This is a genomic window from Acuticoccus yangtzensis (genome assembly GCF_001927245.1).
GTDB lineage: Bacteria > Pseudomonadota > Alphaproteobacteria > Rhizobiales > Amorphaceae > Acuticoccus > Acuticoccus yangtzensis.
Window position 1 is genome coordinate 64,598 of sequence record NZ_MJUX01000010.1, and the last position, 22,443, is coordinate 87,040.

At 69.0% G+C, this 22,443-nt stretch carries 17 protein-coding genes and 1 pseudogene; 11 read left to right on the forward strand and 7 right to left on the reverse strand.

The features are described from left to right. Positions 1–19: 19 nt before the first annotated feature. On the reverse strand, positions 20–901 hold the full coding sequence (gene rfbA, locus BIX52_RS19715) for a glucose-1-phosphate thymidylyltransferase RfbA (RefSeq protein ID WP_075222827.1): 882 nt from the start codon (positions 899–901) through the stop codon (positions 20–22). A 123-nt stretch (positions 902–1,024) separates the two neighbouring features. Continuing rightward, positions 1,025–1,366: a hypothetical protein gene (locus BIX52_RS19720; protein ID WP_075222828.1), complete on the reverse strand. Its 342-nt coding sequence runs from the start codon at positions 1,364–1,366 to the stop codon at positions 1,025–1,027. Between the two features lie 145 nt (positions 1,367–1,511). On the opposite strand from BIX52_RS19720, the gene BIX52_RS19725 reads away from it, so the two are divergent. After that, the gene (locus BIX52_RS19725; protein WP_075222829.1) at positions 1,512–2,453 is read left to right on the forward strand and encodes a LysR family transcriptional regulator; all 942 of its coding nucleotides are present in this window, start codon (positions 1,512–1,514) and stop codon (positions 2,451–2,453) included. Between the two features lie 58 nt (positions 2,454–2,511). Here BIX52_RS19725 and BIX52_RS19730 read toward each other — a convergent pair whose 3' ends face one another. Further along, entirely contained in the window at positions 2,512–2,889 is a 378-nt protein-coding gene (locus tag BIX52_RS19730) for a hypothetical protein (RefSeq protein ID WP_075222830.1), read from the reverse strand. A gap of 214 nt (positions 2,890–3,103) precedes the next feature. Between BIX52_RS19730 and BIX52_RS19735 the strand changes: the two genes are divergently transcribed. The 7 genes from BIX52_RS19735 to BIX52_RS19770 all read left to right on the forward strand — a co-directional run bounded on the left by BIX52_RS19735 (position 3,104) and on the right by BIX52_RS19770 (position 12,982). Next, positions 3,104–3,400 (forward strand): hypothetical protein, encoded by a 297-nt coding sequence (locus BIX52_RS19735; RefSeq protein WP_075222831.1) that lies wholly within the window; start codon positions 3,104–3,106, stop codon positions 3,398–3,400. Between the two features lie 248 nt (positions 3,401–3,648). Continuing rightward, complete coding sequence (gene acs / locus BIX52_RS19740) at positions 3,649–5,598, forward strand: acetate--CoA ligase (protein ID WP_075222832.1); 1,950 nt, start codon at positions 3,649–3,651, stop codon at positions 5,596–5,598. A 156-nt stretch (positions 5,599–5,754) separates the two neighbouring features. Then, entirely contained in the window at positions 5,755–6,036 is a 282-nt protein-coding gene (locus BIX52_RS19745; protein ID WP_075222833.1) for a DUF4212 domain-containing protein, read from the forward strand. 6 nt (positions 6,037–6,042) lie between these two features. Continuing rightward, positions 6,043–7,821 (forward strand): sodium:solute symporter family protein, encoded by a 1,779-nt coding sequence (locus BIX52_RS19750; RefSeq protein ID WP_075222834.1) that lies wholly within the window; start codon positions 6,043–6,045, stop codon positions 7,819–7,821. Between the two features lie 443 nt (positions 7,822–8,264). After that, the gene (locus BIX52_RS19755; RefSeq protein WP_075222835.1) at positions 8,265–10,076 is read left to right on the forward strand and encodes a DUF294 nucleotidyltransferase-like domain-containing protein; all 1,812 of its coding nucleotides are present in this window, start codon (positions 8,265–8,267) and stop codon (positions 10,074–10,076) included. 169 nt (positions 10,077–10,245) lie between these two features. Further along, entirely contained in the window at positions 10,246–10,758 is a 513-nt protein-coding gene (locus tag BIX52_RS19760) for a hypothetical protein (RefSeq protein ID WP_075222836.1), read from the forward strand. A gap of 781 nt (positions 10,759–11,539) precedes the next feature. After that, positions 11,540–12,982, forward strand: a complete 1,443-nt coding sequence (locus BIX52_RS19770; RefSeq protein WP_075222838.1) for a 3'-5' exonuclease — start codon at positions 11,540–11,542, stop codon at positions 12,980–12,982. An 870-nt stretch (positions 12,983–13,852) separates the two neighbouring features. Here the strand turns inward: BIX52_RS19770 and BIX52_RS24100 are convergent. The 4 genes and pseudogenes from BIX52_RS24100 to BIX52_RS19790 all read right to left on the reverse strand — a co-directional run. Beyond that, a pseudogene (locus tag BIX52_RS24100) lies at positions 13,853–14,008 on the reverse strand (MutS N-terminal domain-containing protein); the annotation flags it as partial. Between the two features lie 180 nt (positions 14,009–14,188). Then, on the reverse strand, positions 14,189–15,391 hold the full coding sequence (locus BIX52_RS19780) for a hypothetical protein (protein WP_075222839.1): 1,203 nt from the start codon (positions 15,389–15,391) through the stop codon (positions 14,189–14,191). A gap of 379 nt (positions 15,392–15,770) precedes the next feature. After that, positions 15,771–16,820: an NAD(P)H-dependent glycerol-3-phosphate dehydrogenase gene (locus tag BIX52_RS19785; protein WP_075222840.1), complete on the reverse strand. Its 1,050-nt coding sequence runs from the start codon at positions 16,818–16,820 to the stop codon at positions 15,771–15,773. Between the two features lie 259 nt (positions 16,821–17,079). Next, the gene (locus tag BIX52_RS19790) at positions 17,080–18,141 is read right to left on the reverse strand and encodes a GGDEF domain-containing protein (RefSeq protein WP_157956280.1); all 1,062 of its coding nucleotides are present in this window, start codon (positions 18,139–18,141) and stop codon (positions 17,080–17,082) included. A gap of 511 nt (positions 18,142–18,652) precedes the next feature. Here BIX52_RS19790 and BIX52_RS19795 point away from each other — a divergent pair. From BIX52_RS19795 to BIX52_RS19805, 3 genes are all read left to right on the forward strand, one after another. Next, positions 18,653–19,981, forward strand: coding sequence for a family 8 glycosyl hydrolase (locus BIX52_RS19795; protein WP_075222842.1), 1,329 nt, complete (start codon positions 18,653–18,655; stop codon positions 19,979–19,981). Between the two features lie 217 nt (positions 19,982–20,198). Continuing rightward, positions 20,199–20,939 carry a response regulator transcription factor gene (locus BIX52_RS19800; RefSeq protein WP_245803244.1) on the forward strand — a complete coding sequence of 247 codons (741 nt, stop codon included), beginning with the start codon at positions 20,199–20,201 and terminating at the stop codon, positions 20,937–20,939. Positions 20,940–21,015: 76 nt separating this feature from the next. Beyond that, positions 21,016–22,398 (forward strand): EAL domain-containing response regulator, encoded by a 1,383-nt coding sequence (locus BIX52_RS19805; protein ID WP_075222843.1) that lies wholly within the window; start codon positions 21,016–21,018, stop codon positions 22,396–22,398. Positions 22,399–22,443 lie beyond the last annotated feature (45 nt).

The window sequence follows — 22,443 nt, forward strand, 5'->3', positions numbered from 1 at the left end:
CTTCAGAACATGAGCCGTCTCAGCGGCGCACGCCGTCTCCTTCGAGAAGGCCGAGCAGATAGGCGCCGTAGCCGCTCTTCTTCAAGGGCTCGGCCATCGCCACCAGCGCCTCGTCGGACAGCCAGCCCTGACGCCACGCGATCTCTTCGGGACACGCGATCCTCAGACCCTGCCGCTGCTCCAGCGCGCGGATGAAGAGGGCCGCATCGAGCAGACTGTCGTGGGTGCCGGTGTCGAACCAGGCATAGCCCCGCCCCATCGTCTGGGCGTTCAGGGCGCGCCGGTCGAGATAGACCTGGTTGACGTCGGTGATCTCGAGTTCGCCCCGCGGAGACGGCTTGATGTTCGCCGCGATGTCCAGAACGTCGTTGTCGTAGAAATAAAGGCCCGTCACCGCGTAGTTGGACGGTGCCACCGGCGGCTTTTCGAGGATGCGAACCGGCGTCCCCGCCTTGTCGAACTCCAGAACGCCGTAACGCTCCGGGTCGCGCACATAATAGGCGAAGACGGTGGCGCCGCTGTCCCGCGCCGCGGCCTCCTGCAACATCTCCTCCAGGCCGTGCCCATAATAGATGTTGTCGCCCAGCACCAAGGCGACGCTGTCGTCGCCCACGAACTCACGGCCGATGATGAAGGCCTGCGCCAGACCCTCCGGCTTCGGCTGCTGGGCGAAGGTGATCGAAATGCCCCACTGGCTGCCGTCGCCCAGCATGCGCTCGAACAACGGCGCGTCGTGCGGCGTGGTGATCACCAGAATGTCGCGGATCCCGGCGAGCATCAGCGTCGACACGGGATAGTAGATCATCGGCTTGTCGTAGACCGGGAGGAGCTGCTTGGAGATCACGTGCGTGATCGGATAAAGCCGCGTGCCCGATCCACCGGCCAGAACGATGCCCTTCATGGAAGAACCGTCTCCGGCATCGTCGACATCATCATGATCGCTGTCCCTTTTCGCGCCCGCGTGACCCGCCATTGGCAGGCCGCGGGCGCAGGCGCAAGGGAAGGGACCGCGATCACGGGGCGATCAGTTGGTGATCATCTCGCTGGAGGTGACGAGCAGCGTGTCCGCCTCGCGGCTGATCTCGACCGCGACCGGGGACAGGCCCGCCTCGCGCGGGGTCGACAGGGTCAGGCTCTGGCCCGGCGCCAGGAGACCGCTGACGCGCACCGGGGTGCCGCCCTCGCCTTCGACCAAAGTCGCGACGACGCGGAAGCCCTGCGGCTCGATGGTGTAGTAGGCGACGCCCGACACGGCGCCGAGGTCGAGAAGATGGGCCGCGCTCGGGGTGGTGTCACCGGCCAAGGCGGGGGTGGCGCCGAGGGCGACGGTGGCGAGGAAGGGGGCGAGCTTCGAAGCGAAGGACATGGGACTCTCCTGAACAAGGGGCCGGGGGTCCCGCGACCGCACAGGCCCGGCCTCGACGAGGCGGGACCGGCGCAGCGGCGAACCGTTTGGCGTGTCCCCAGAGATCGGATGGATCGGCGCATCGATCAAACGGATAGGATGCATTTTGGGTATCGATGGCGTCGATCTTTCCAAGGCCGACCTCAACCTCCTGGTGCATTTCGAGGCGCTGATCGCCGAACGCAGCGTGACGCGGGCCGCCGCGCGTGTCGGGCTCAGCCAGTCGGCGATGAGCCACAACCTCGCCCGCCTGCGTCAACTGTTCGATGATGAGCTTCTGGTGCGGGGTCCGGACGGTCTGCGTCCGACGCCGCGGGCCATGGCGCTGGCCGAGCCTGTCGATGCGGCGCTGAGGGACATCCGCGCCCTCCTCGCCCGCGACGAGACATTCGATCCCGGCACCGCGGTGCGCACCTTCCGCCTCGGACTGCCCGATTCCATGGAAATGCTGATCGGCCCGGCGCTTCTCGCCCATTTGCGGGCGCATGCGCCGGGTATCGGGCTGCATCTTCAGACCATCGATTCGGCCGGTCTGCTCGACGATCTCGATGCCGACCGGATCGAGCTCGCCATCGGCTACGGCGACTTTCCGCACGGGCGGGCGCACCACAAGTGGCGCCTTCTGATGTCGGAGAGCTATGTGACGATGTTTTCCGCGGCGCAGACCGGGCTGTCGGCGCCGATCTCATTAGACGACTATTTAAGCGTGCCGCACATCCTGACGAGCCTGCGCCATGGCGAAGGGGTGCGCGGTGTGGTGGACGATGCGTTGGAGCCGCTCGGTCTCAGCCGCACGGTGGTGCTGACGACGCCGCACTTTTTGAGTGTACCGGCCCTCGTGGCGCGGGCGCCTGTCCTGGTGACGATGCATGCCCGCGTGGCGCGGTTGTTCGCGGAGGCCTACACGCTGGACCTCAGTCCGCCGCCGGTGGAGATCGACGACGTTGCGGTGTCGCTGTTGTGGCATGCCTCGCGCGACCGGGATCCGGCTCATGCCTGGCTGCGCCAGCTTCTCGTCGGTCTGGTGGGTGAATTGCGCGGCGGCTGAACGGCGAAGGCGCCGCCCACGGGGCGACGCCTTTCGTTCGAGCGGGAGGGCTCCGGCCTCAGTAGCAGACCTTCTCCTTGGTGACGACGTAGGCGCCGCGGCGGTTGGACCAGCGCTCGGTGCGCTCGATGTGGCAGCGGCGGCGGCTTTCGCGGACGGGGCGGACCTCGCCGTGATCGTCGCGGTAGCCGCGGTGGCGGCGGGGTTCCTGATAGGTGCCGGAGGCCACGGCGGCAGCGCCGATGGCGAAGGCGCTGAGGCCGATGATGGCGGCGGCGGCGTTGCGCCCGTTGCGGTTGCCGACGGTTTCGATGCTGCCTTGGGCTTCGATCTTGGCGCCCAAGTTGAGCGGCGCGGCGGTGGCGGGGGCGGTCGCGGCGACGGCGGTCAGCGTCATCACGATGGCGGTGGAAGCGGCGATGAAGGTCTTGTTCATGGGGTCGTTCCTCTTCGTGTGCTCTGAGGGTGTGGCGTCCTGCCGACACACTGAAGATGGCTGCCCCCTCGTCCCCCCGCCGTGCCCGCCAGCACAGGGGCGAACCGAGCATGAAATTGCGCCCGCCGCCCCTTCACATCCCCCCCTTCTTCAGTGAGGCGCCACGTTCCGCCGCGTCCCATCACGGCGGTTCCGCGTTCCGCGTCACAGGAGGATGGTGCCGCTGGTCTGTCCTCTGGAGCCGGCCGTCGCGAACGCCAGCCGGCCTGCGGGCGAGGTTCTGCACAAGGGCGTAGAGCCGAAGGCGTCCCTTGTGCAGGGCCTCGTCCGCGGGCAGGGCCAGTTCGTGATGGCCGGGTCCGGGGGACAGACCAAGCCTGTCCTTTGGTGGGTGCCCGAGCGGGGTTTGTTTGGCCTGTCGCAGTCTTTTTTGGCCTACCGCGCTTTGCGCTACATGAGGCGCTTTCTCGGCCTATCGCGCTTCGCGCACCTTGAGGCCGGGTTGGAGTGACGGCGCGGCGTGGTCGCTGCCGCGTTTCGCGCACCATGAGGCCGGATTGGGGCGCCCTCGCAGCGTGGTCGCCAGGCCGCAATCCCGATAGTTCAAGCCTCAAGCATCGTGAGCAATTTTCAGCACGGTGATCGACGCAACAATGAATTTACAAGATCGTTGGTGCAGGTCGTTCAGGATCTTCTCAAAACTCTGGATTGATGTGTAAGCGCCCAGTGTGCCGTTGATCATCACGAAAGAGAACCGTCATGGAGGCTTTAAGCTCCACCGTTCCCGGCTCCTCATCGACCGGCCCCGCCACCGGCCGCGCGGCCTATGACGCAGCCTATGCGCGATCTCTCGCCGACCCGGACGCCTTCTGGTCCGAGCATGGCCGGCGCATCGACTGGATCAAGCCGTTCCAGACCGTGCGCTCTGTCAATTTCCATTACCCGGACGTGTCGATCGAATGGTTCGCCGACGGCACCTTGAACGTCGCCGCCAACTGCCTCGACCGTCACCTTGCAACGCGCGGCGACGAGACCGCGATCCTGTTCGAGCCGGACGATCCCAGCGCGCCGGCGGAGGCGATCACCTATCGCGAGCTTCACGCGCGCGTCTGCCGGTTCGCCAACGTCCTGAAGGAGCTCGGCGTCGGCAAGGGCGACCGGGTCGTCCTCTATCTGCCGATGATCCCCGAGGCGGCGGTGGCGATGCTGGCGTCGGCGCGCATCGGCGCCATCCACTCGGTGGTGTTCGCGGGCTTCTCGCCCGACGCGCTCGCCAACCGCGTCGACGATTGCGGCGCCAAGGTGGTGGTGACGGCGGACGGTGCGCCGCGCGGCGGCCGGGTGACGAACCTGAAGGACAACGTCAACAAGGCGCTGAACCACGCGGCGGTCGATCCCAAGGTGCTGGTGGTGAAGCGCACCGGCCAGCAGGTCGCCTGGACCACCGGGCGCGACCACTGGCTGCACGAGATGGAGGCCACCGTTCCGGCCGACTGTCCGGCCGCGGAGATGGGGGCGGAGGACCCGCTCTTCATCCTCTACACCTCCGGCTCGACGGGTAAGCCCAAGGGGGTGGTGCACACCTCCGGCGGCTATCTGGTGTGGGCGGCGCTGACCCACGAAACGGTGTTCGACTACCGCCCCGGCGACGTCTACTGGTGCACCGCCGATGTCGGCTGGGTGACGGGGCACAGCTACATCGTCTACGGCCCGCTCGCCAACGGGGCGACGACGCTGATGTTCGAGGGTGTGCCGACCTATCCGGACGCGGGGCGTTTCTGGGCGGTCTGCGAGAAGCACAAGGTCAACCAGTTCTACACCGCGCCGACGGCGATCCGGGCGCTGATGGGCAAGGGCGAGGAGGTGGTCGCGAAATACGACCTGTCCTCGCTCAGGATCCTCGGCACGGTGGGCGAGCCGATCAATCCGGAGGCGTGGAACTGGTATGACAGGGTGATCGGCAAGGGGCGCTGCCCGATCGTCGACACCTGGTGGCAGACGGAGACGGGCGGGCATCTCATCACCCCCATTCCGGGGCAGATCGCGACCAAGCCGGGTTCGGCGACGCTGCCTTTCTACGGGGTCGAGCCGAAGGTGCTGGAGCCGACCTCGGGTGAGGTCATCACCACCGATCCGGCGGAGGGCGTTCTCGTCATCGCCGCGTCATGGCCGGGGCAGATGCGTACGGTGTGGGGCGATCACCAGCGCTTCATGGACACCTACTTCCAGCAATATCCCGGGTATTATTTTACCGGTGACGGCTGTCGGCGTGACGCGGACGGTTATTATTGGATCACCGGGCGGATCGACGACGTGATCAACGTGTCGGGCCACCGGATGGGGACGGCCGAGGTGGAATCGGCGCTGGTGGCGCACGAGAAGGTGGCCGAGGCGGCGGTGGTGGGTTTCCCGCATCCGATCAAGGGTCAGGGCATCTACGCCTATGTGACCTTGATGGGGGACGTGGAGCCGACGGAGGCGCTGAGGAAGGAGCTCAGCGACTTCGTGCGGTCCGAGATCGGGCCGATCGCCAAGCCGGATCTGATCCAGTGGGCGCCGGGGCTTCCGAAGACGCGGTCGGGCAAGATCATGCGGCGGATTTTGCGCAAGATCGCGGAGGATGCGCCGGGGGAGCTCGGCGACACCTCGACCTTGGCGGACCCCGGCGTGGTCGACGATCTCGTCGCGCACCGCATGAATCGCGGCTGAGGCCGGTCTTTATCAGTTGCGGCTGAGGCCGGGCCGTGCGGCGGGGGATGACCGCCCGACGATGCGCCGTCCGCCTGATGGCGGCGCTGCCACGACACCGGCGGGTTTCGCCGGTTGCCGAACGACACGAGTGGAAACAACGAAGGAGGGCGGCCGATGGCCGACACGTCACATTCCTCATCCTTGACGGCGGAGGGTGAGGCCTACTGGAAGGCCAATCTGCGCCTGATCGTGGGTTGCCTGATCGTCTGGGGCATCGTCAGCTTCGGCTTCGGGATCCTGCTTCGCCCGCTGTTGTCGGGCATTGCGGTCGGCGGCACGGATCTCGGCTTCTGGTTCGCGCAGCAGGGGTCCATTCTGGTCTTCCTGGTGCTGATCTTTTTCTATGCGTTTCGGATGAACAGCCTCGACCGCACGCACGGCGTGGACGAGGAGTAAGGTTTCATGGATCAATATACCCTCAATATTCTCGTCGTCGGTGCGACCTTCGCGCTGTATATCGGCATCGCCATCTGGGCGCGGGCGGGGTCGACGTCGGAGTTCTATGCGGCGGGGCGGGGTGTTCACCCGGTCACCAACGGCATGGCGACGGCGGCGGACTGGATGAGTGCGGCCTCGTTCATTTCGATGGCGGGTCTCATCGCCTTCAACGGCTACTCGGCGTCGGCCTATCTGATGGGCTGGACGGGCGGCTATGTGCTTCTCGCGCTGCTTCTGGCGCCTTATCTGCGCAAGTTCGGCAAGTTCACGGTGCCGGAGTTCATCGGCGACCGGTTCTACAGCCGCACGGCGCGCATGGTGGCGGTGGTGTGCCTGATCGTCGCCTCGGTGACCTATGTCATCGGTCAGATGACGGGTGTGGGTGTGGCCTTCTCGCGCTTTTTGGAGGTGGATGCGTCGACCGGTCTCTTCATCGGCGCGGCGATCGTCTTCATGTATGCGGTTCTGGGCGGCATGAAGGGCATCACCTACACGCAGGTGGCGCAGTACATCGTTCTGATCACCGCCTACACCATTCCGGCGGTGTTCATTTCGCTGCATCTGACGGGGACGCCGATTCCGGGTCTGGGTCTGTTCAGCGAGCACACGGCGTCGGGTGAGCCGCTGCTGGGCCGTCTCAACGAGGTGATTCAGGAGCTCGGGTTCGGCGCCTATACGGTGCAGGACGGCTCGCCTCTGGCGGTCATGAACATGACGCTCTTCACCTTGTCGCTGATGATCGGCACGGCGGGTCTGCCGCACGTGATCATCCGCTTCTTCACGGTGCCGCGGGTTGCGGATGCGCGCTGGTCGGCGGGTTGGGCGCTGGTCTTCATCGCGCTTCTCTACATCACCGCGCCGGCGGTGGGGGCGATGGCGCGTCTCAACATCGTCGACACGATTTATCCGAACGGCACGGCGGAGGCGCCGATCGCGGGTGCGGACCGTCCGGACTGGATGAACAACTGGGAGGTCACGGGTCTTCTCAATTGGGACGACAAGAACGGCGACGGTCTGATCCAGTATTATAACGACAAGTCGGATGGTTTTGCGGCGACGGCGTCGGAGCGTGGCTGGCAGGGCAACGAGCTGACGGTGAACAACGACATCCTGGTGCTGGCGAACCCCGAGATCGCGCAGCTTCCGGGGTGGGTGATCGCGCTGGTGGCGGCGGGTGGCCTCGCGGCGGCCTTGTCGACGGCGGCGGGTCTGCTTCTCGCGATCTCGTCGGCGATCAGCCACGACGTTGTGAAGGCGACGATCAATCCGAACATTTCGGAGAAGGGCGAGCTGTTGGCGGCGCGTATTTCGATGGCGGTCGCCATTGCGGTCGCGACGTATCTGGGCCTCAACCCTCCGGGTTTCGCGGCGCAGACGGTGGCGCTGGCGTTCGGTCTGGCGGCGGCGACGATCTTCCCGGCGTTGATGATGGGCATCTTCTCGAAGCGCATCAACGACAAGGGGGCGGTCGCGGGCATGCTGGCCGGTCTGATCTTCACGGTCGTTTACATCTTCATGCACAAGGGCTGGTTCTTCCTGCCGGGGACGAACCAGTTCCCGGACACGATCGCGGGTTCGCTTCTGGGCATTCAGTCGACGGCGATCGGCGCGGTGGGTGCGGTGATCAACTTCGCGGTCGCCTATGTCGTGGCGTCGCGGACGGCGGACACGCCGCAGCACATCAAGGACCTCGTCGAGAGTGTCCGTGTGCCGCGCGGTGCGGGTGCGGCGAGCGCCCACTGAGGACGGCGGAGGGGGGGCCTCGCGCCCCCCTCCTCTCATCATTTTCGTCTGAAGGAGCGGGGCGGGGTCAAGGATCCGCGCGGACCCACGCGCAGGCCGCCCTCTTGGGGGGCGGGCGAGCATGGGGAGCACGGGTCCTTGACGCCGTCACGCTTCTTCCAAGCCTTGTCACAGGTGGTCAGTCTCGGGCTTCTTAGCCCGAACTGACCGCCTGCCCGCTGGCGAAGCGGAGGGAGCGCGAGGGGGGAACTCCCCTCGCATGGGCGGTGCCTCCCGGCAGAGCCTTCGGGTGAATCGCGCTTCGCGCTACTCGAGCCGGTTTCTCCCGGCTACCGCGCTTCGCGCTACTCGAGCCGGTTTCTCCCGGCTACCGCGCTTCGCGCTGCTTGAGCCGGTTTGTTCCGGCTATCGCGCTTCGCGCTGCTTGAGCCGGAGGACACGGCATGGCGACGGCCGAATTTCTGGCGACGATTCCGCCCTGGGCGGCGCTGGCTCCGCGGGAGCTGGCGGCGATCGCGGAGAGTTTCACCGAACGCACCGTCCCCTCGGCCACGGCGGTCTTCCGCAAGGGGGAGGCGCTGGAGGGGCTCTTCATCATCGTGTCGGGTCAGGTGCAGATCGTCGACCCGGCCAATCCGGGCGAAACCATCTCCCTGCTGGGCCCGCGCAACACGTTCGGCGAGCGGGGGCTGATCGTCGACGGTCTGGCGCAGGCGTCGGCCATCGCGCTGTCGGACGTCACTTTGCTGATGCTTCCGGCGGACGATTTCCGCCGTCTGCTGGAGCGCGGCGAGGAGTTTTACGCCTTCTTCGCCCGGCGGCGGGCGGCGCGTCCGGCGGTGAAGACGCTGGCGGAGACGCAGGTGGCGGCGCTGATGTCGGCGCCGCCGCGGACGGTGCCGCCGGAGATGCCGATCGCCGAGGCGGCGGCGATCCTGCGCGACGAGCGCATCTCCAGCCTTCTGGTGGTGGAGGCGGGGGCGCTGAGGGGGATCGTCACCGTGCGGGACATGGCGGCGCGGGTGGTGGCCGAGCGGCTGGACCCGTCGCGTCCGGTGGCCGGCATCATGACGCATGACCCGACGACGCTGCCGGCGGACGCGCTGGGCAGCGACGTTCTGCACATGATGATGGAGCGGGGCATCAGCCACGTTCCGGTCGCCGGGGTGTCGGGGCTCGCCGGCATCGTCTCCAAGACGGATCTGACGCGGTTCCAGGCGGAGACGTCGGCCGACCTCATCGGCGATCTGGCGTCGGCGCCGGACATCGAGGGGCTCGCGATCGTCGCCGACCGGATCCCCAAGCTTCTGGTGCAGCTCGTGGGGGCGGGGAACCGGCACGAGGTGGTGACGCGGCTCATCACCGACGTGGCGGACACGGTGACGCGGCGTCTTCTGCGGATGGCGGAGGCGGAGCTGGGGCCGCCGCCGGTTCCCTATTTATGGCTGGCGTGCGGCAGTCAGGGGCGGCGGGAGCAGACGGGGACCTCGGACCAGGACAATTGCCTCATCCTGTCCGACGCCATGGCGCCGGGGGACGACGTCTATTTCGCGGCGCTGGCGACATTCGTGTCGGACGGGCTGCACCGCTGCGGCTACGTCTATTGTCCGGGCGAGATGATGGCGACGAACCCGAAGTGGCGTCAGCCGCTGGCGGTGTGGCGGCGCTATTTCGCGGGATGGATCGCCAAGCCCGACCCGATGGCGCAGATGCTGGCTTCGGTGATGTTCGATCTGCGGCCGATCGGCGGCGAGGTGTCGCTCTACGAGGGGCTGCAGGGGGAGACGCTGGAGGCGGCGTCGCGGAACTCGATCTTCGTGGCGCACATGGTGTCCAACTCCTTAAAGCATGCGCCGCCGTTGAACCTGCTCAGGGGGCTGGCGACGCTGCGTTCGGGCGAGCACCGCAACCACCTCGACATGAAGCTGAACGGTGTGGTGCCGATCGTCGATCTGGGGCGGATCTATGCGCTGAGGGGGCGGCTGACGGCGGTGAACACGCGGGCGCGGCTGGAGGCGGCGGTGGCGGCGGGTGTGGTGTCGGAGCGTGGCGGGCACGATCTGATCGACGCTTATGATCTGGTGGCGCAGATGCGGCTGGAGCATCAGGCGCGGCAAGCGCGGCGGGGTGACAGGCCGGACAATTTCATGGCGCCGACGGTGCTCAGCGAGTTCGAGCGGAGTCATCTGCGCAACGCTTTCGTGGTGGTGCGGCAGATGCAGGCGGCGGCGACCCAGGGTCATGGTGTGATGTGAGGGGCGCGGCGTGATGTGAGGGGCGTGCGGTGCCCCTATAAGAGAGGCATCGCGGCCCAGCACGGCGGGCGATCGAAGACGAGGAGAGGCCCCCGCGAGAAGGGGTCTGCGGCAGCGCCCTCGAGGGGCACCGGCTTTGCCGAAGAGCGCGCCGGACGGGAGGACAAAGATGTTGTTCGAGTTGATCGCCGTGTTGACGGCGGGATTCCTGGGAGGCGGGCTGGCGCTCATTTTGCGGCGTCTGGTGCGGGTGCTGCCGCGCTGGGCGGTGCCGGTCGCGGCCGGGTGCGGGATGCTGGGGGTGGCGATCTCGCTGGAATATTCGTGGTTCGGGCGCACGTCGGAGGCGTTGCCGATGGGGGTCGAGGTGGCGCTCACCCACGAGGCGAAGGCGCCGTGGCGGCCGTGGACCTATGCTTATCCATATGTCGACCGGTTCATTGCCGTGGACCGGTCTTCCATTCTGACGCACGAGAATGCGCCGGGGCAGCGGCTGGCGGATCTTTTCGTGTTCGCGCGCTGGCAGAGGACGGCGCATGTGAAGGCGGTGTTCGACTGCGAGGCGGGGCGGCGGGCGGACATCACCGGCGCCACCCGTCTTGGCGAGGACGGCAGCCTGGACGGGGCGACGTGGTACGACACGGGGGCGGACAATCCGGTTGCCCGCCGGGTCTGCGCATGAGGTTGTCCGCGGCGGGGTGCGGGGTCCTGCGTGGTCTCGATAGGGACCCGCCCATCGCGCGCCCGGCCCCCTCCGCCATTCGCACGGTCCCGCACCGCGTCCACGTGGCCCCGCGCTGTGATTGCGTGACCCCGTTCGTTGTCGGCATGGCTCCGCGCGGCATTCGCGTGGCCCCATCCGGCGTCCGCATGATCCCGCACGGCGACCGCGTGGCTCTGCACGGCGACCGCATGGTCCCGCAGGGCGGCCGCGTGGCTCCGCACGGCGGCCGCGTGGTTCCGTACGGCGACCGCATGGTCCCGCAGGGCGGCCACGTGGCTCCGCATGACGGCCGCGTGGTTCCGCACGGCGGCCGCGAGGCCCTGCACGAGGGCCGCGTGATCCCGCACGGGGGCCGCGTGGTCCCGCACGGGGGCCGCGTGGCTCCGCACGGCGACCGCGTGGTTCCGTACGGCGACCGCATGGTCCCGCAGGGCGGCCACGTGGCTCCGCATGACGGCCGCGTGGCTCCGCACGGCGGCCGGGTGGCCTCGCACGGGGATCGCGTGGCCTCGCCAGGCAGCCGCGAGGCCCTGCACGGCGACCGGGTGGCCCAGGAGGGAGGCCGCACGGCTCAGTGCGGCGTCGGCTTGGCCAGGGACGGCGTTCGGCGCGGGGCGGTGCGGGCGGGGGAAGACGGAGCTCGCCACGCCTGCGGTACACGCCTTCTCTTTGCGTCGCTCCATCCGCGCCGCATGGGCGCGCAGCCGGGCCTCCTCACGCCAGGGCACGGGGGGCAGCCATGAGCGGCCGGGAGCGGCGCCCCACGCGGCTCACATTGCGCCTGCGCATGGCGCTGTTCTTCGTGGCGCTGGCCGCGCTCGGCATCCTCTCGGTCGGCCTCGGCGGACTGGTGGCGCTGCGGGCAGGCATTGCCGCGGACGCTCTGATCGGCCCCGCCGCGGTCGCCGTCTTCGGCATCGCGGCCGCCGCCGCGCTGATCGCCCTTCTGTTCGACGAAAACGTCGCCCGGCCGATCGACGCGCTGGCCGCGGCGCTGCGCGCCCATGCCCACGGCAAGGTCTCCGCGCCGCTCAAGGTGAGCACCGCGCGCCACCTCGCCGACCTCGCCCCGGCGGCGGCCGCGGTGTGCGAACGCCTGTCCGCCGCCGACCTCGGCACCGCCCAGCGCCTCGCCCGAGCCACCGCCGAGCTGGAGGCGGAGAAGGCCCGCCTGTCGGACATCCTGTCGGAAATCCCGCTCGCGGTGATGGCGGTCGACCACAATCACCGCGTCACCCTCTACGACCGGCAGAGCGTCCATGCCTTGGGCGGCGTGGCGGCGCTGGGGCTCGGCCGCTCCATCTTCCGCTATTTCGACGAAGGGGCGCTGAGGGCGGCGATCGACCTTCTGCGCGCCCAGGCGGGGGTGCCGCTGAAGACCACGCTGCCGACGGCGGACGGGGCCGGGCGGCTGACCGCCAGCCTGCGCCTGACGGGGCGCGGCGGCGGCTATCTCATCTCCATGGACGTCGATCGCGAAGAGCTTCCCGAGCGCCCTCTGGTGTTCGACTTCGCGCTCATCGACAGGCCGGTGCGCGGTGTCGACCCGGCGATCCGGCTGGAGGCGCTCCCCTTCGTGGTGTTCGACACCGAGACGACCGGGCTCGACCCCAAGCGGGACGCCCTCGTGCAGATCGGCGCCATTCGCGTCCTCAACGGGCGGCTGGTGAAGGGGGAGGCGTTTCAGACGCTGGTCGATCCGGGCCGGCCGATCCCGGCCGCCGCCTCGCGCGTCCACGGTATTACGGGGGAGATGGTGGCCAAGGCGCCGGGTCCGGCCGCGGCGGTCGCCGCCTTCCACGCCTTCGCGCGGGGCGAGACTCTGGTGGCGCACAACGCGCCCTTCGACCTCGCCATTCTCGGCCGCCATGCGCAGGGGGTGACGTTCGACGCGCCGGTGCTCGACACGGTGCTGTTGTCGGCGGCTCTGTTCGGCGAGGCCGAGACCCATACGCTGGACGCCATCGCCGAGCGGCTGGGTGTGACGATCGACGCCGCCGCCCGCCACACCGCGCTGGGCGATGCGGTGGCGACGGGTCAGGTGCTTCTCCACATGATCCCGATGCTGGAGGCGGCGGGGATCACCACGCTCGGCGAGGCGCAGGCCGCGATGCGCCGCCACCAGCGCCTGATGCCCGAAGCGCGCCGCCTGTTCGCCGCCGAGGCCACGCCGGCGAGGTGAGGCCGGGCGAGGTGAGGCGGCGAGGTGGGCTGGATAGGTGAGGTCGCGCCGGTGATCCGCAGGCCGTGCCAAAGGACCGGCGCGGCGAGCGCGCTCCCTCTTCGTGCTCTCCCGTTGCGCGCTCCCGCTGCAATCGGCCGGCCTTGGGCCCGCGCGGGGGCGGTTGATGGTGACGGTGCGGCCGACGACGTCGTGCTTGCCGAAACGGGCCAGGCCGCGGCGGGTGCGCCCTGGCGCCGAATCGGACGCGCCGGAGCGGTGCGACCGCTCGATCAGTGCCGTGACGGCGATGAGGCCGACGGCGGCCGCGCGCCTCTCGGACCCGCGCACCCCCGCGCGCCGTTGTGGACCCGCGCCGTTGGACCGGCCCGCCGGCACGTTGCCGGGTGGAAACGCTGCCGCGAGGGACGTTCCCCTCGCACGCCCACGAACCGATTTTTGCCGACTGCGGCATCCATGAGACCCGGTTGCGCGGCAGCGCAGTCGGCTCTCGCCGGCGGGCGGCCGCTCAATCCTGAAGAGGAAGCGGCGGCTGCGAGGCAGGGGCGAACCGTGGCGGCGTCGAGCATGCGCCCTCCCCCATGCTCGCTCTTTTCGGAGCTGTGCGTGGCGACTGTTGGCGGTTGCTTGACCCCGCCACGGTTCTCGAAGGCACGGGTCGGCAAGAAAGCCCGACGGTATCCAGATGCAGCGCCTCAGTTCGTGCGCCGCACAGGCCGCGTGCCGGGCCTGCGAACTCTCACCGGCTGATCCGGGCCGTTGAGGAACGTGACCGCCGCTCGCCCCTCCCCAGAGGGTGATCTGTGCACGGGGCGGGGGCGCATGGGAGAGAGGCGCGTAGGACGGGCGGCGCGTGGAACCGGCGCGAGGCCAGGCTTGCCCCGCATGGGTGCCGCGCGTGGTGCAGTGGATAAAGAGCGCCTTGGCGGCCAGCTCCGCGTCCGCCATCGCGTAGACCTCGCCCATCCTGTGGAACTGGATGCCGTCCGGATTCTGCGCCTTGATGGTGAGATATTGCACCGTCATCGGCGTGGCGCTGGCGATCTCGGCGTCGGACCACACCGCTTCGGCCACATCGTCCTCGGCAAAGCTGGCTGTGCGTCTCCGGTCCCGCCCGGTCTTCAGGGCGGACGCGGGCAGAAGCGGGAGAGGGAGAGGGAGAGGGAGAGAGCAGGAGCGGCAGCGGGAGAGCCGTGTCGCCGCCGATCAGCGCGGCGTCGCCTCGATCTGCGGGCGCAGAGCGGCGATGGCGGCGATATCGGCCGCGCCGAGCTGGTCGAAGGTGAACGGGAAAACCGGAACGTCACGCCTTTTGAGACCGCCCCCGAAGGCGTCCAGATACGCCGTGAACCCCGTCTCGGCGGCCGCGGCGATGAGGTCGTCATAGGTCGCCTGACGCGCCTCGGGCCCATAGAGGGTGTAGCGCTCGACGCGGCCGGCGAAGACGTCCGGCCGGTCGTCGAACACGCGCATCAGCTTGTCGCGGCTGATCTTGAAGCCCGCGGCCGCCTCGGTCTCGGCCAGGAAGGAGAGCGCCACCTGCTCCTTCAACTCGCGCTTGGCGGTGGAGCGCACCGTGCGCGAGGCCCGCGTCAACGTCCCCTCCTCCAGCCGCAGAAGCGCGTTGGCATGGGTCAGGATGTCGAATCCGGGCGCCTGGAAGACGATGTCGAGCCGCTCCCCCAGCCGCGCGCGCAGGACGAGAAGGCCCCTGAAATAGTCCCGCACCCAGCGCCGGCGCGAGGTGAGATAGTCTGCGAACGTCCCCTTCATGTGGCCGAAGCGGGCGCTCTGCAGGTACATCGATTCCAGGAAGTCGGAGAGCTCGCGGATCACCACCAGCACCTCCACCGAGACGCCCTCGAAGGCGTCGATGAAATCGGCCAGGTGGTCGGCGCGCTTCACGCCGCACAGGTTGGTGAAGCCCTCCGAGCTGACGAAGACGGTGAGGGGGTGGCCTGCGCCGCTCTCCGGTCCGGCCCCGCTCAGGTCTGCCTCCGGCGCGGCGCTCTCCTGTGCGCCGCCCTCCTGCACGTCGCCCTCTTGTGCAGCGCCCTTCTCCAGGGTGGCCGCCTGCTCCGCCATCTTCTCGGGCTGCGTCTTCTCGGGCCGTGTCCCATCGGCCCGTGTCTTCTCGGGGCGTGTCGTCTGTTGGGTCCGCGCCATCTGCTCGGCCCTGTGGGCGGCGATCTCGCGGGAAAGCTCGGCGGCGATCGGGAGGGTTGAGCCGGGTTCGGCCTCGGCCACCCGGCGCACCAAAGCGTGGTGGGCGATCCCCATGCCGCGCCCGAAGGCCGGCACCATCAGCCGGGGGCCGGTCTCGCGCAACGCACGTGTCACGCTGTTCTGGAGAATGCTGGTCCCGGTCTTGGGCATGCCGAGGTGGAAGATGAGGCGGGTCTGATCCATGGGCCCATGATGTCGCCCAAGTCGTGCGAAGCGTCGAGAGGCCGAACCGGGCGGCAGCGCATCCGATCCCCAGATGACGTGTCCCCGCGGCCGCGACCCCGCCGCCTTTTGAAGCGCCGCCGCGGTGCGGGGGCGGGCCGCGCCGGATGCCGCGCCGCGCCGGGTGCCGGGCCACGCCGAGTGCCGGGCCACGCCGGGTGCCGTGCCGCACCGGATGCCGGGCCACGCCGGGCGCCGGGGCCGCCCCGGATGCCGGGGCCGCCCCGGATGCCGGGCCACGCCGGATGCCGGGGCCGCGCCGGATGCCGGGTCACGCCGGGCGCCGCGCCGCGCCGCGCCGTGTGCCGGGGTTAGGCCGGGCTGGCGCGGAAGTGGCGCCTCACTCGGCCTTCAGCGGGCGGGCCAGCAGTGCGGCCGCCGCCTCACCCGCCGACACCTCGCCACGGGTGAGCGCCGCCACCATCGCTGTCAGCGGCATGGCAATGCCCCGCGCGGCGGCAAGGCGCGCCACCGCCGCCGCAGTCGCCACCCCCTCCGTGGTGCCCTGGGGCACCCCCTCGCCGCGCCCCAGCGCCAGACCCGCCCGGTAGTTCCGCGAGGACTCAGACGTCGCCGTCAACGTCAGATCGCCGAGCCCCGACAGGCCGTTCAAGGTGTCGGGATCGGCCCCCGCCGCCTCGGCGAAACGGCGGATCTCGGCAAAACCGCGGGTGATGACGGCCGCCCGCGCGCTCTCCCCGAAGCCGGCCCCGATCGCCACCCCCGCCGCCAGCGCGACGACATTCTTCAGCGCCCCGCCGAGCTCCGCACCGACCGTGTCCCGGCTGAGATAAAGCCGCAGCTGCGGTGTCGAGAGGCGCGCCTGCAGAGCCGCACCGGCGCGCGGATCGGCACAGGCGAGGGTCAGCGCCGTCGGCAGGCCGCGGGCGATGTCGGCGGCGAAGCTCGGCCCGGTGAGGATCGCCCCCACCACACCCGGACAGGCCGCGGCGATGACCCCGGTCGGGCCGAGACCGCTTTCAAGATCGACACCCTTGGCGCAGGCGACGAAGCAGCGGGGCTCGTCTTCCCCCGCTCTTTCCCCCTCGCCGGCCCTTTCGTCCTCGCCGTCCCTCGCCCCCTCGCGCGTGGCCGGAGCGCGGCGCACCGCGTCGAAGGCCGGCAGCGCCAGAAGCCCGGCCAAGGACTGCATCGGCACCGCGAGAAGGACCGTGCGGGAAGAGAGCGCGGCGCCGAGGTCGGCGGTGACCTCGAGGCTTTGCGGAAAGATGACACCGGCAAGCCGGGCCGCATTGACGCGCGTTTCGTCCATGAGGCGCACGGCCTCCGGATCACGCGCCCACAGCCGCACCGCCCCTCCGCCGGACGACAGGGCGATGGCAAGGGCCGTCCCGAAGGCCCCGGCGCCGAGGACACAGATCGCGGTCATTGAAGGCGGTTCCCGATGCGAATGGCCAGCTTCGGCCGGATGCATCCGGGGAGGTGGCCCGGATCGCCCGCCGGCGCAACAGGGCGGGACCCCTGCGGCGCGGGCGCTGCGGCAGGCGGACGGGCCGCAAGGGACCGCCGGCTCAGGCTCTCCGTCAGCAAAAGCGCGCCCGCCCGGCGCGGTGGCTGAGGATGCGGTGCCGGGGCGCGAAGGGCGGCCCCATCGCGCCCCGGCCGGTCTCATCGCGCGCCGGCCGGTCTCACAGGCTGTGCTGGCGGACCGGCGCATCGCGGTGACGCCGGGCGATCGGCGTCGGCAGGCCCTCGCTCGCCTCCGCCGTCTCCACCCGGTCCTTGCCGAACCGCTTGGCGCGGTAGAGCGCGAGGTCGGCCCGGTAGAGCAGCTCGGCCCGCGTGCGGCCGGGCGTGATCGCCGTCACCCCGATGCTCGCCGTCACGCGGATACCCCCCACCGACTCGAACACCAGTCCGGACAGCGCCTGACGCAGCGAATGCAGCGTGCCGATCACCTCGCCCATCGTCATGTCGCAGAAGAGCAGGCCGAACTCCTCCCCGCCCAGGCGGCCGATCTGGATCTGCGCCGTGTCGAGCTCGCGGCGCATCAGCGCCCCGGTCCCCGACAGCACCGTGTCGCCGTTGACGTGGCCGAAGGTGTCGTTGATCGCCTTGAAGGAATCGAGATCCAGGATGGCGAGCGCCACGGCCCCGTTGTCGAGGCCGACATCCAGGCTGTCGAGGAAGGCGGTGCGGGCGAGAACGCCGGTCAAGGGATCGGTGGCGCAGCGCAGGCCCAGCGTCAGCTCGCGCGACACGCAGGCGCCGAGATGGGCGAGCGCCCTGATGTCGGTCTCCTTGAAGACGCGGTTGTCGAAATCGATCGCCCGCAGCAGGCCGACATGCTCGGTGCCGTTGACGCAGATCGGTGCGGTGGCGGCGGTGCCCATCTTGCCGCTCCGCACGACCGGGCGGAAGGAGGGGACGGCGGACGCCGCGCCGTTCGGCATGCGGCCCTTGAGAGGCGAACCATTGAGAACGGGACTGTTGAGGGTGTGCACGGACGCCTCCCTCTGCGCCTCCGCGTCCGCATCCTCGGCCAGCGAAAGGGCCAGGTCGGCGTGCTCGGGGGAGACGCCCTCGCCGAGGGACAGCCAGCGATGATCGGGGCCGAGGCACACGGCGCACAGGCTCACCTCGAGCAGCCGGCGCCCCAGCTCGGCGATATGGTCGTAACTTGCCTCCCGCAGCACCGTCGCCACCGTCGAGGCGGGAAGATGAGCGGTTTGAGTGAGATCGTCAGACATCGCGGCTCCGGCACAATGAGGACGCCACGGGGGTGGACGTCGAAGGAGGACCGGTGACCTGCCCTGCGGCTGTCCGATCCTGAGCCTTAAAGAGCGCGGCCTCTCCTGCACTTCATGGCAAATTGCGTTGATGGTGTAGCAATCTTGTAGTGCCGGACGACGCCCTGCGAAGAGGGGCGATCCGGCCATAAGGCCCCGCGTTCTGCGCCCTTTGGAGCGCAGAGGGCCACCCACGCCGCCCCGGCCCCGCCGCACAAAACACCAACACCTCCGACACGAGGCGGACAGAACTCACGTCCGCCCCACCGCCTTTGCGCGCTTGTCGCAAAATCAACTCGGCAAAGACAGAAATAAAAACCCCATAAACACGAACAAAATCGTGCTCTCTTCGTACGAGAAGCAAATAAATTCGCGATAATTAAAGCACGAGCCTCAAATCATCGGCACTGAATTGCGGCGATATCGCCGCAAACCTGGGCGCATCGCCAATGTTGTGCCGGGAAGAGGCCCCATGCTGCAAGAAAACGGATATTCGATACGCCGTGTCCGGTCTCGGGCGGCCGGTGTTCTGACCGCCGCTTTGATCAGCCTCTTCCCCGCCGCCGCGAACGCCACCATGGGCACCGAAGGCTTCCGCGTCACGCGCGCCGATGTCGTCGCCGCGGCCGCCCACACGCCGCGCCGCAGCTCTCGCACCGCCCTGCGCGCCTCGGCCCTGCGCACTCCGGCCCTACGCACTCCGGCCCTACGCGCTCCGGCCCTGCGCGCTCCGGTGTTGCGCACGTCCGCCCCCGTCTCTCGCGCTCCGGCCTCTGCCGGCGCCGATGCGACCCTCATCGCCGCCCACGAATGGGCCGATTACAAGGCCCGCTTCCTCGCCCCCGACGGACGCCTGATCGACCGGGAAAACCGCGGCATCAGCCACTCCGAAGGCCAGGGCTACGGCATGATCCTCGCCATGCACGCCGGCGACCGCGAGGCCTTCGACCGCATCTGGGGCTTCACCCGCCGGGCCTTGCAGATCCGCGGCGATTCCCTTCTCGCCTGGCGCTACGATCCGGCCACCACCCCCCGCGTCACCGACATCAACAATGCCAGCGACGGCGACATCCTCGTCGCTTATGCGCTGCTGCGCGCGGCGGTGAAGTGGAACGCGGCCGACTATGCCAAGGCCGGCGACGACATCGTCCAGGCGATCGGCGAACAGCTCATCGGCTGGGACAACGGCAAGCCGATCCTGAAGCCCGGCGCCGCCGGCTTCGACCGGATGGAGGGCAACCGCGGCCCGGTCGTCAACCTGTCCTATTATTTCTATGCCGCGTTCGACCTCTTCGCCGTGGTGCAGCCGCGCTTCCCCTGGGCCGAGCTCGCCGCCCACGGCCGCGAACTGACCGCCAAGGCGCGCTTCGGGCACCGCAATCTGGTGCCGGACTGGGTGTCGGTCTCGCGCGGCGATCTCACCATCGCCCGCGGCTTTGCCAAGCGCGCCTCCTACGACGCGGTGCGCATTCCCCTCTACATGGCCTATGCCAGCATGACCGGCTTCGACATGTCCGCCCAGGACGCGGCATGGAACCGCAACGGCTCCGGCGCCCCCAAGGCGCGCGACCTCATCACCGACGTCGCCGAGGAGATGAACGACCCCGGCTACCGGATGGTCGCCGCCCTGTCGGCCTGCTCCACGCGGCGCGCCCCGATCCCGGCCCACCTGCAAAGCTATCGCTCGACAACCTATTTCGCGTCGAGCTTGCACATGCTCGGGTTGGTTGCGGCACGCAAGGCTGGGCTGTGCGACAACGCATCCACCGCGGTGATGATCGGCTCTCGCACAGCGCGGTAAATATGGAATTATAGCGCTGAAATCGCGGAATTTCGCGGCTGCCGGCCCATGTTGCCTCTCGGGCACCAGGACATGCAAAGTAACAACCATTTTCAAAAGACAGGTTGAAAAATAATCTCAGAGCTCAACATTTTTGATAAAGCAATTGGACGCTTGTTTTAAACCCGCTTCTTGAGGTTGCTCCTTGTTGCGATCCGGACCGCCAGAGGTTGAGTTGGTGGAGACATATCGCTCCTTTGCGGATGTATCCCCCGCGTCTCCATCGATCCTCGTCGTCGAAGACGACGAGAGTATTCGTACTATCATCGCGACCCTCCTCGTGGAGGAGGGCTTCGATGTGACGCCCGCGGCCAATCTGTCGGCCGCCCGCGCGCTCGTCGAACGCCGGACTTTCACCGTTGCTCTCGTCGACCTCCGATTGGGCGACGGTGACGGTCTGGATTTCGTGCGCTCCCTCGCCGACAACTTGGCGACCGCCGTCATCGTCGTCTCCGGCCGGGGCTCGTCGATGGACCGTGTGGTCGGCATCGAGCTCGGCGCCGTGGACTATATCGTCAAGCCGTTCGAGGCCCGCGAGTTCGTCGCCCGTGTCAAGCGCCATGCCCGGCGCAACCAGAGCCTCATCGGTGCGGTCGGCGACAAGCCCGTCGTCTACGACGTCGCCGGCTGGCAGATCGACCTTGCCAAACGCTCCGCCGTGAACCCGGCCAACGGCCAGGTCGGCGACCGCGCCCCCTATCTCTCCGAGCCCGAGTTCCGCACCCTCCAGGCCCTCCTGGAGCGCCGCGGCAAGGTGCTCTCGCGCGACGACATCTACGGCGTCGTCGTCGGCGGCGGCCAGCGCGACCCGCTCGACCGGCGCATCGACGTCCACGTGTCCAGCATCCGCCGCAAATTGAAGGCCGGCAGCGACCCCATCATCCGCACCGTTCACCGTGTCGGCTACGTGATCGACTGATGACCCGCTTCGCCTCCCTTGACCCCCCGTTTCATGCCGCTTCCGGGATCGGCGCATGCCTCGTGAGGAAAGACCCATGACACAGCACGTCGCGATCCTGGACGACGAAGCCGACATCCGCACCCTCATCGGCATGCTTCTCGAACCGTCGGGCGTTGCGACGTCGCAGTGGGGCAACGGGCTCGACCTCATCGCCCATCTGCGCCAGACCCCGGTCGACGTCGTCATCAGCGATCTTCTGATGCCCGACTGCGACGGGGTGGAGTTCTTCGCCGAGCTCGCCAGCCTGCCCGACCGTCCGGCGATGATCCTCATCAGCGGCCAGGACGCGCGCACCCGCCAGTCCGCCCGCCAGCTCGCCAACGAATACGGCGTCGAGGTCATCGCCGAATTCGGCAAGCCGCTCGACACCGCCGCGCTGGAAACCGTCGTCACCACCTACATGGCCAACAAGGCCGAGCCGCAGGCGGAGACCTTTCGCGTCGAGGACGCGCTTCAGGCCGGCGAATTGAGGGCCCATTATCAGCCCATCTTCGCCATCTCCGAGCGGCGCCGCCTGTCCCTGTCGAGCCTCGAGGCGCTGGTGCGCTGGGAGCATCCGACCGCCGGCCTTCTGTCGCCCGGCGCGTTCCTTCCCAACATCACCGCGGAAGACACCTGGCTCGACCTGACGCGCGAGATGCTGAGCATCGTCTGCGGCCAGCTCGAAAGCTGGCACAGGGTCGGCTTCCGCCCGCGCATCGCCATCAACATCCCGCCGGTGCTGCTCGCCAACCGCGACCTTCCCGGCCTCATCGACCGCGTCACCCGGGCGCACGGCGTCGACCCCCACGATCTCGTGCTGGAGCTCACCGAGGACAGCGACTTCTCTTCCATCCTGGAGGACAAGGCCAACCTGATGCGCCTCAAGATGCGCGGCTATTCGATCAGCGTCGACGATTTCGGCGTCGGCTATTCCTCGCTGAAGCGCCTGCAGGGCGGGCTCTTCGACCAGGTGAAGATCGACCGCTCCTTCGTCTCGCGCGCCGACCGCGACGAGGATGCGCGCAACATCCTCACCTCCACCGTGGACCTTGCCCGCTCGCTCGGCATGAGCGTGTGCGCGGAGGGGATCGAGAACTACGAGATCATGTGCGAGGCGCTGCGCTGCGGCTGCTCGCACCTGCAGGGGTTCGGCCTCGCCCGGCCGGTCAATGCGGACATGCTGGAGATGCAGTTCGCGCCCGACGGCCCGCCCGCGGACGTCGTCCCAGGGGCAGCGCACGGGCCCGCAGCGCACGGGCCCGCAGCGCACGGGTCCGCAGCGCACGGGTCCGCAGCGCACGGGTCCTCCTCTGGCGAGCACTCCGAGGCGCACGCGGCGTCCCGCACGGTGCCCCTCACCGAGGCCTCCGCCGCCCCCGTGACAGGTTCGGCGCGCTCCTGCAGCCCGAGCCCGGTCTGCGCCCCCTTCCAATAGGGCGCCCTTGCGGCGCACCTGCCCCCGCCCCCCGCAAGGGGGCGG

Excerpts from the sequence above, each read along its gene's own strand:
- BIX52_RS19805 (WP_075222843.1), top strand. The coding sequence starts at position 21,016 with ATGACACAGCACGTCGCGATCCTGGACGACGAAGCCGACATCCGCACC.
- BIX52_RS19720 (WP_075222828.1), bottom strand. The coding sequence starts at position 1,366 with ATGTCCTTCGCTTCGAAGCTCGCCCCCTTCCTCGCCACCGTCGCCCTC.
- BIX52_RS19735 (WP_075222831.1), top strand. The coding sequence starts at position 3,104 with ATGGTGCCGCTGGTCTGTCCTCTGGAGCCGGCCGTCGCGAACGCCAGC.
- BIX52_RS19790 (WP_157956280.1), bottom strand. The coding sequence starts at position 18,141 with ATGTCTGACGATCTCACTCAAACCGCTCATCTTCCCGCCTCGACGGTG.
- BIX52_RS19785 (WP_075222840.1), bottom strand. The coding sequence starts at position 16,820 with ATGACCGCGATCTGTGTCCTCGGCGCCGGGGCCTTCGGGACGGCCCTT.
- acs (WP_075222832.1), top strand. The coding sequence starts at position 3,649 with ATGGAGGCTTTAAGCTCCACCGTTCCCGGCTCCTCATCGACCGGCCCC.
- BIX52_RS19760 (WP_075222836.1), top strand. The coding sequence starts at position 10,246 with ATGTTGTTCGAGTTGATCGCCGTGTTGACGGCGGGATTCCTGGGAGGC.
- BIX52_RS19730 (WP_075222830.1), bottom strand. The coding sequence starts at position 2,889 with ATGAACAAGACCTTCATCGCCGCTTCCACCGCCATCGTGATGACGCTG.
- BIX52_RS19770 (WP_075222838.1), top strand. The coding sequence starts at position 11,540 with ATGAGCGGCCGGGAGCGGCGCCCCACGCGGCTCACATTGCGCCTGCGC.
- BIX52_RS19745 (WP_075222833.1), top strand. The coding sequence starts at position 5,755 with ATGGCCGACACGTCACATTCCTCATCCTTGACGGCGGAGGGTGAGGCC.
- rfbA (WP_075222827.1), bottom strand. The coding sequence starts at position 901 with ATGAAGGGCATCGTTCTGGCCGGTGGATCGGGCACGCGGCTTTATCCG.
- BIX52_RS19755 (WP_075222835.1), top strand. The coding sequence starts at position 8,265 with ATGGCGACGGCCGAATTTCTGGCGACGATTCCGCCCTGGGCGGCGCTG.
- BIX52_RS19795 (WP_075222842.1), top strand. The coding sequence starts at position 18,653 with ATGCTGCAAGAAAACGGATATTCGATACGCCGTGTCCGGTCTCGGGCG.
- BIX52_RS19750 (WP_075222834.1), top strand. The coding sequence starts at position 6,043 with ATGGATCAATATACCCTCAATATTCTCGTCGTCGGTGCGACCTTCGCG.
- BIX52_RS19780 (WP_075222839.1), bottom strand. The coding sequence starts at position 15,391 with ATGGATCAGACCCGCCTCATCTTCCACCTCGGCATGCCCAAGACCGGG.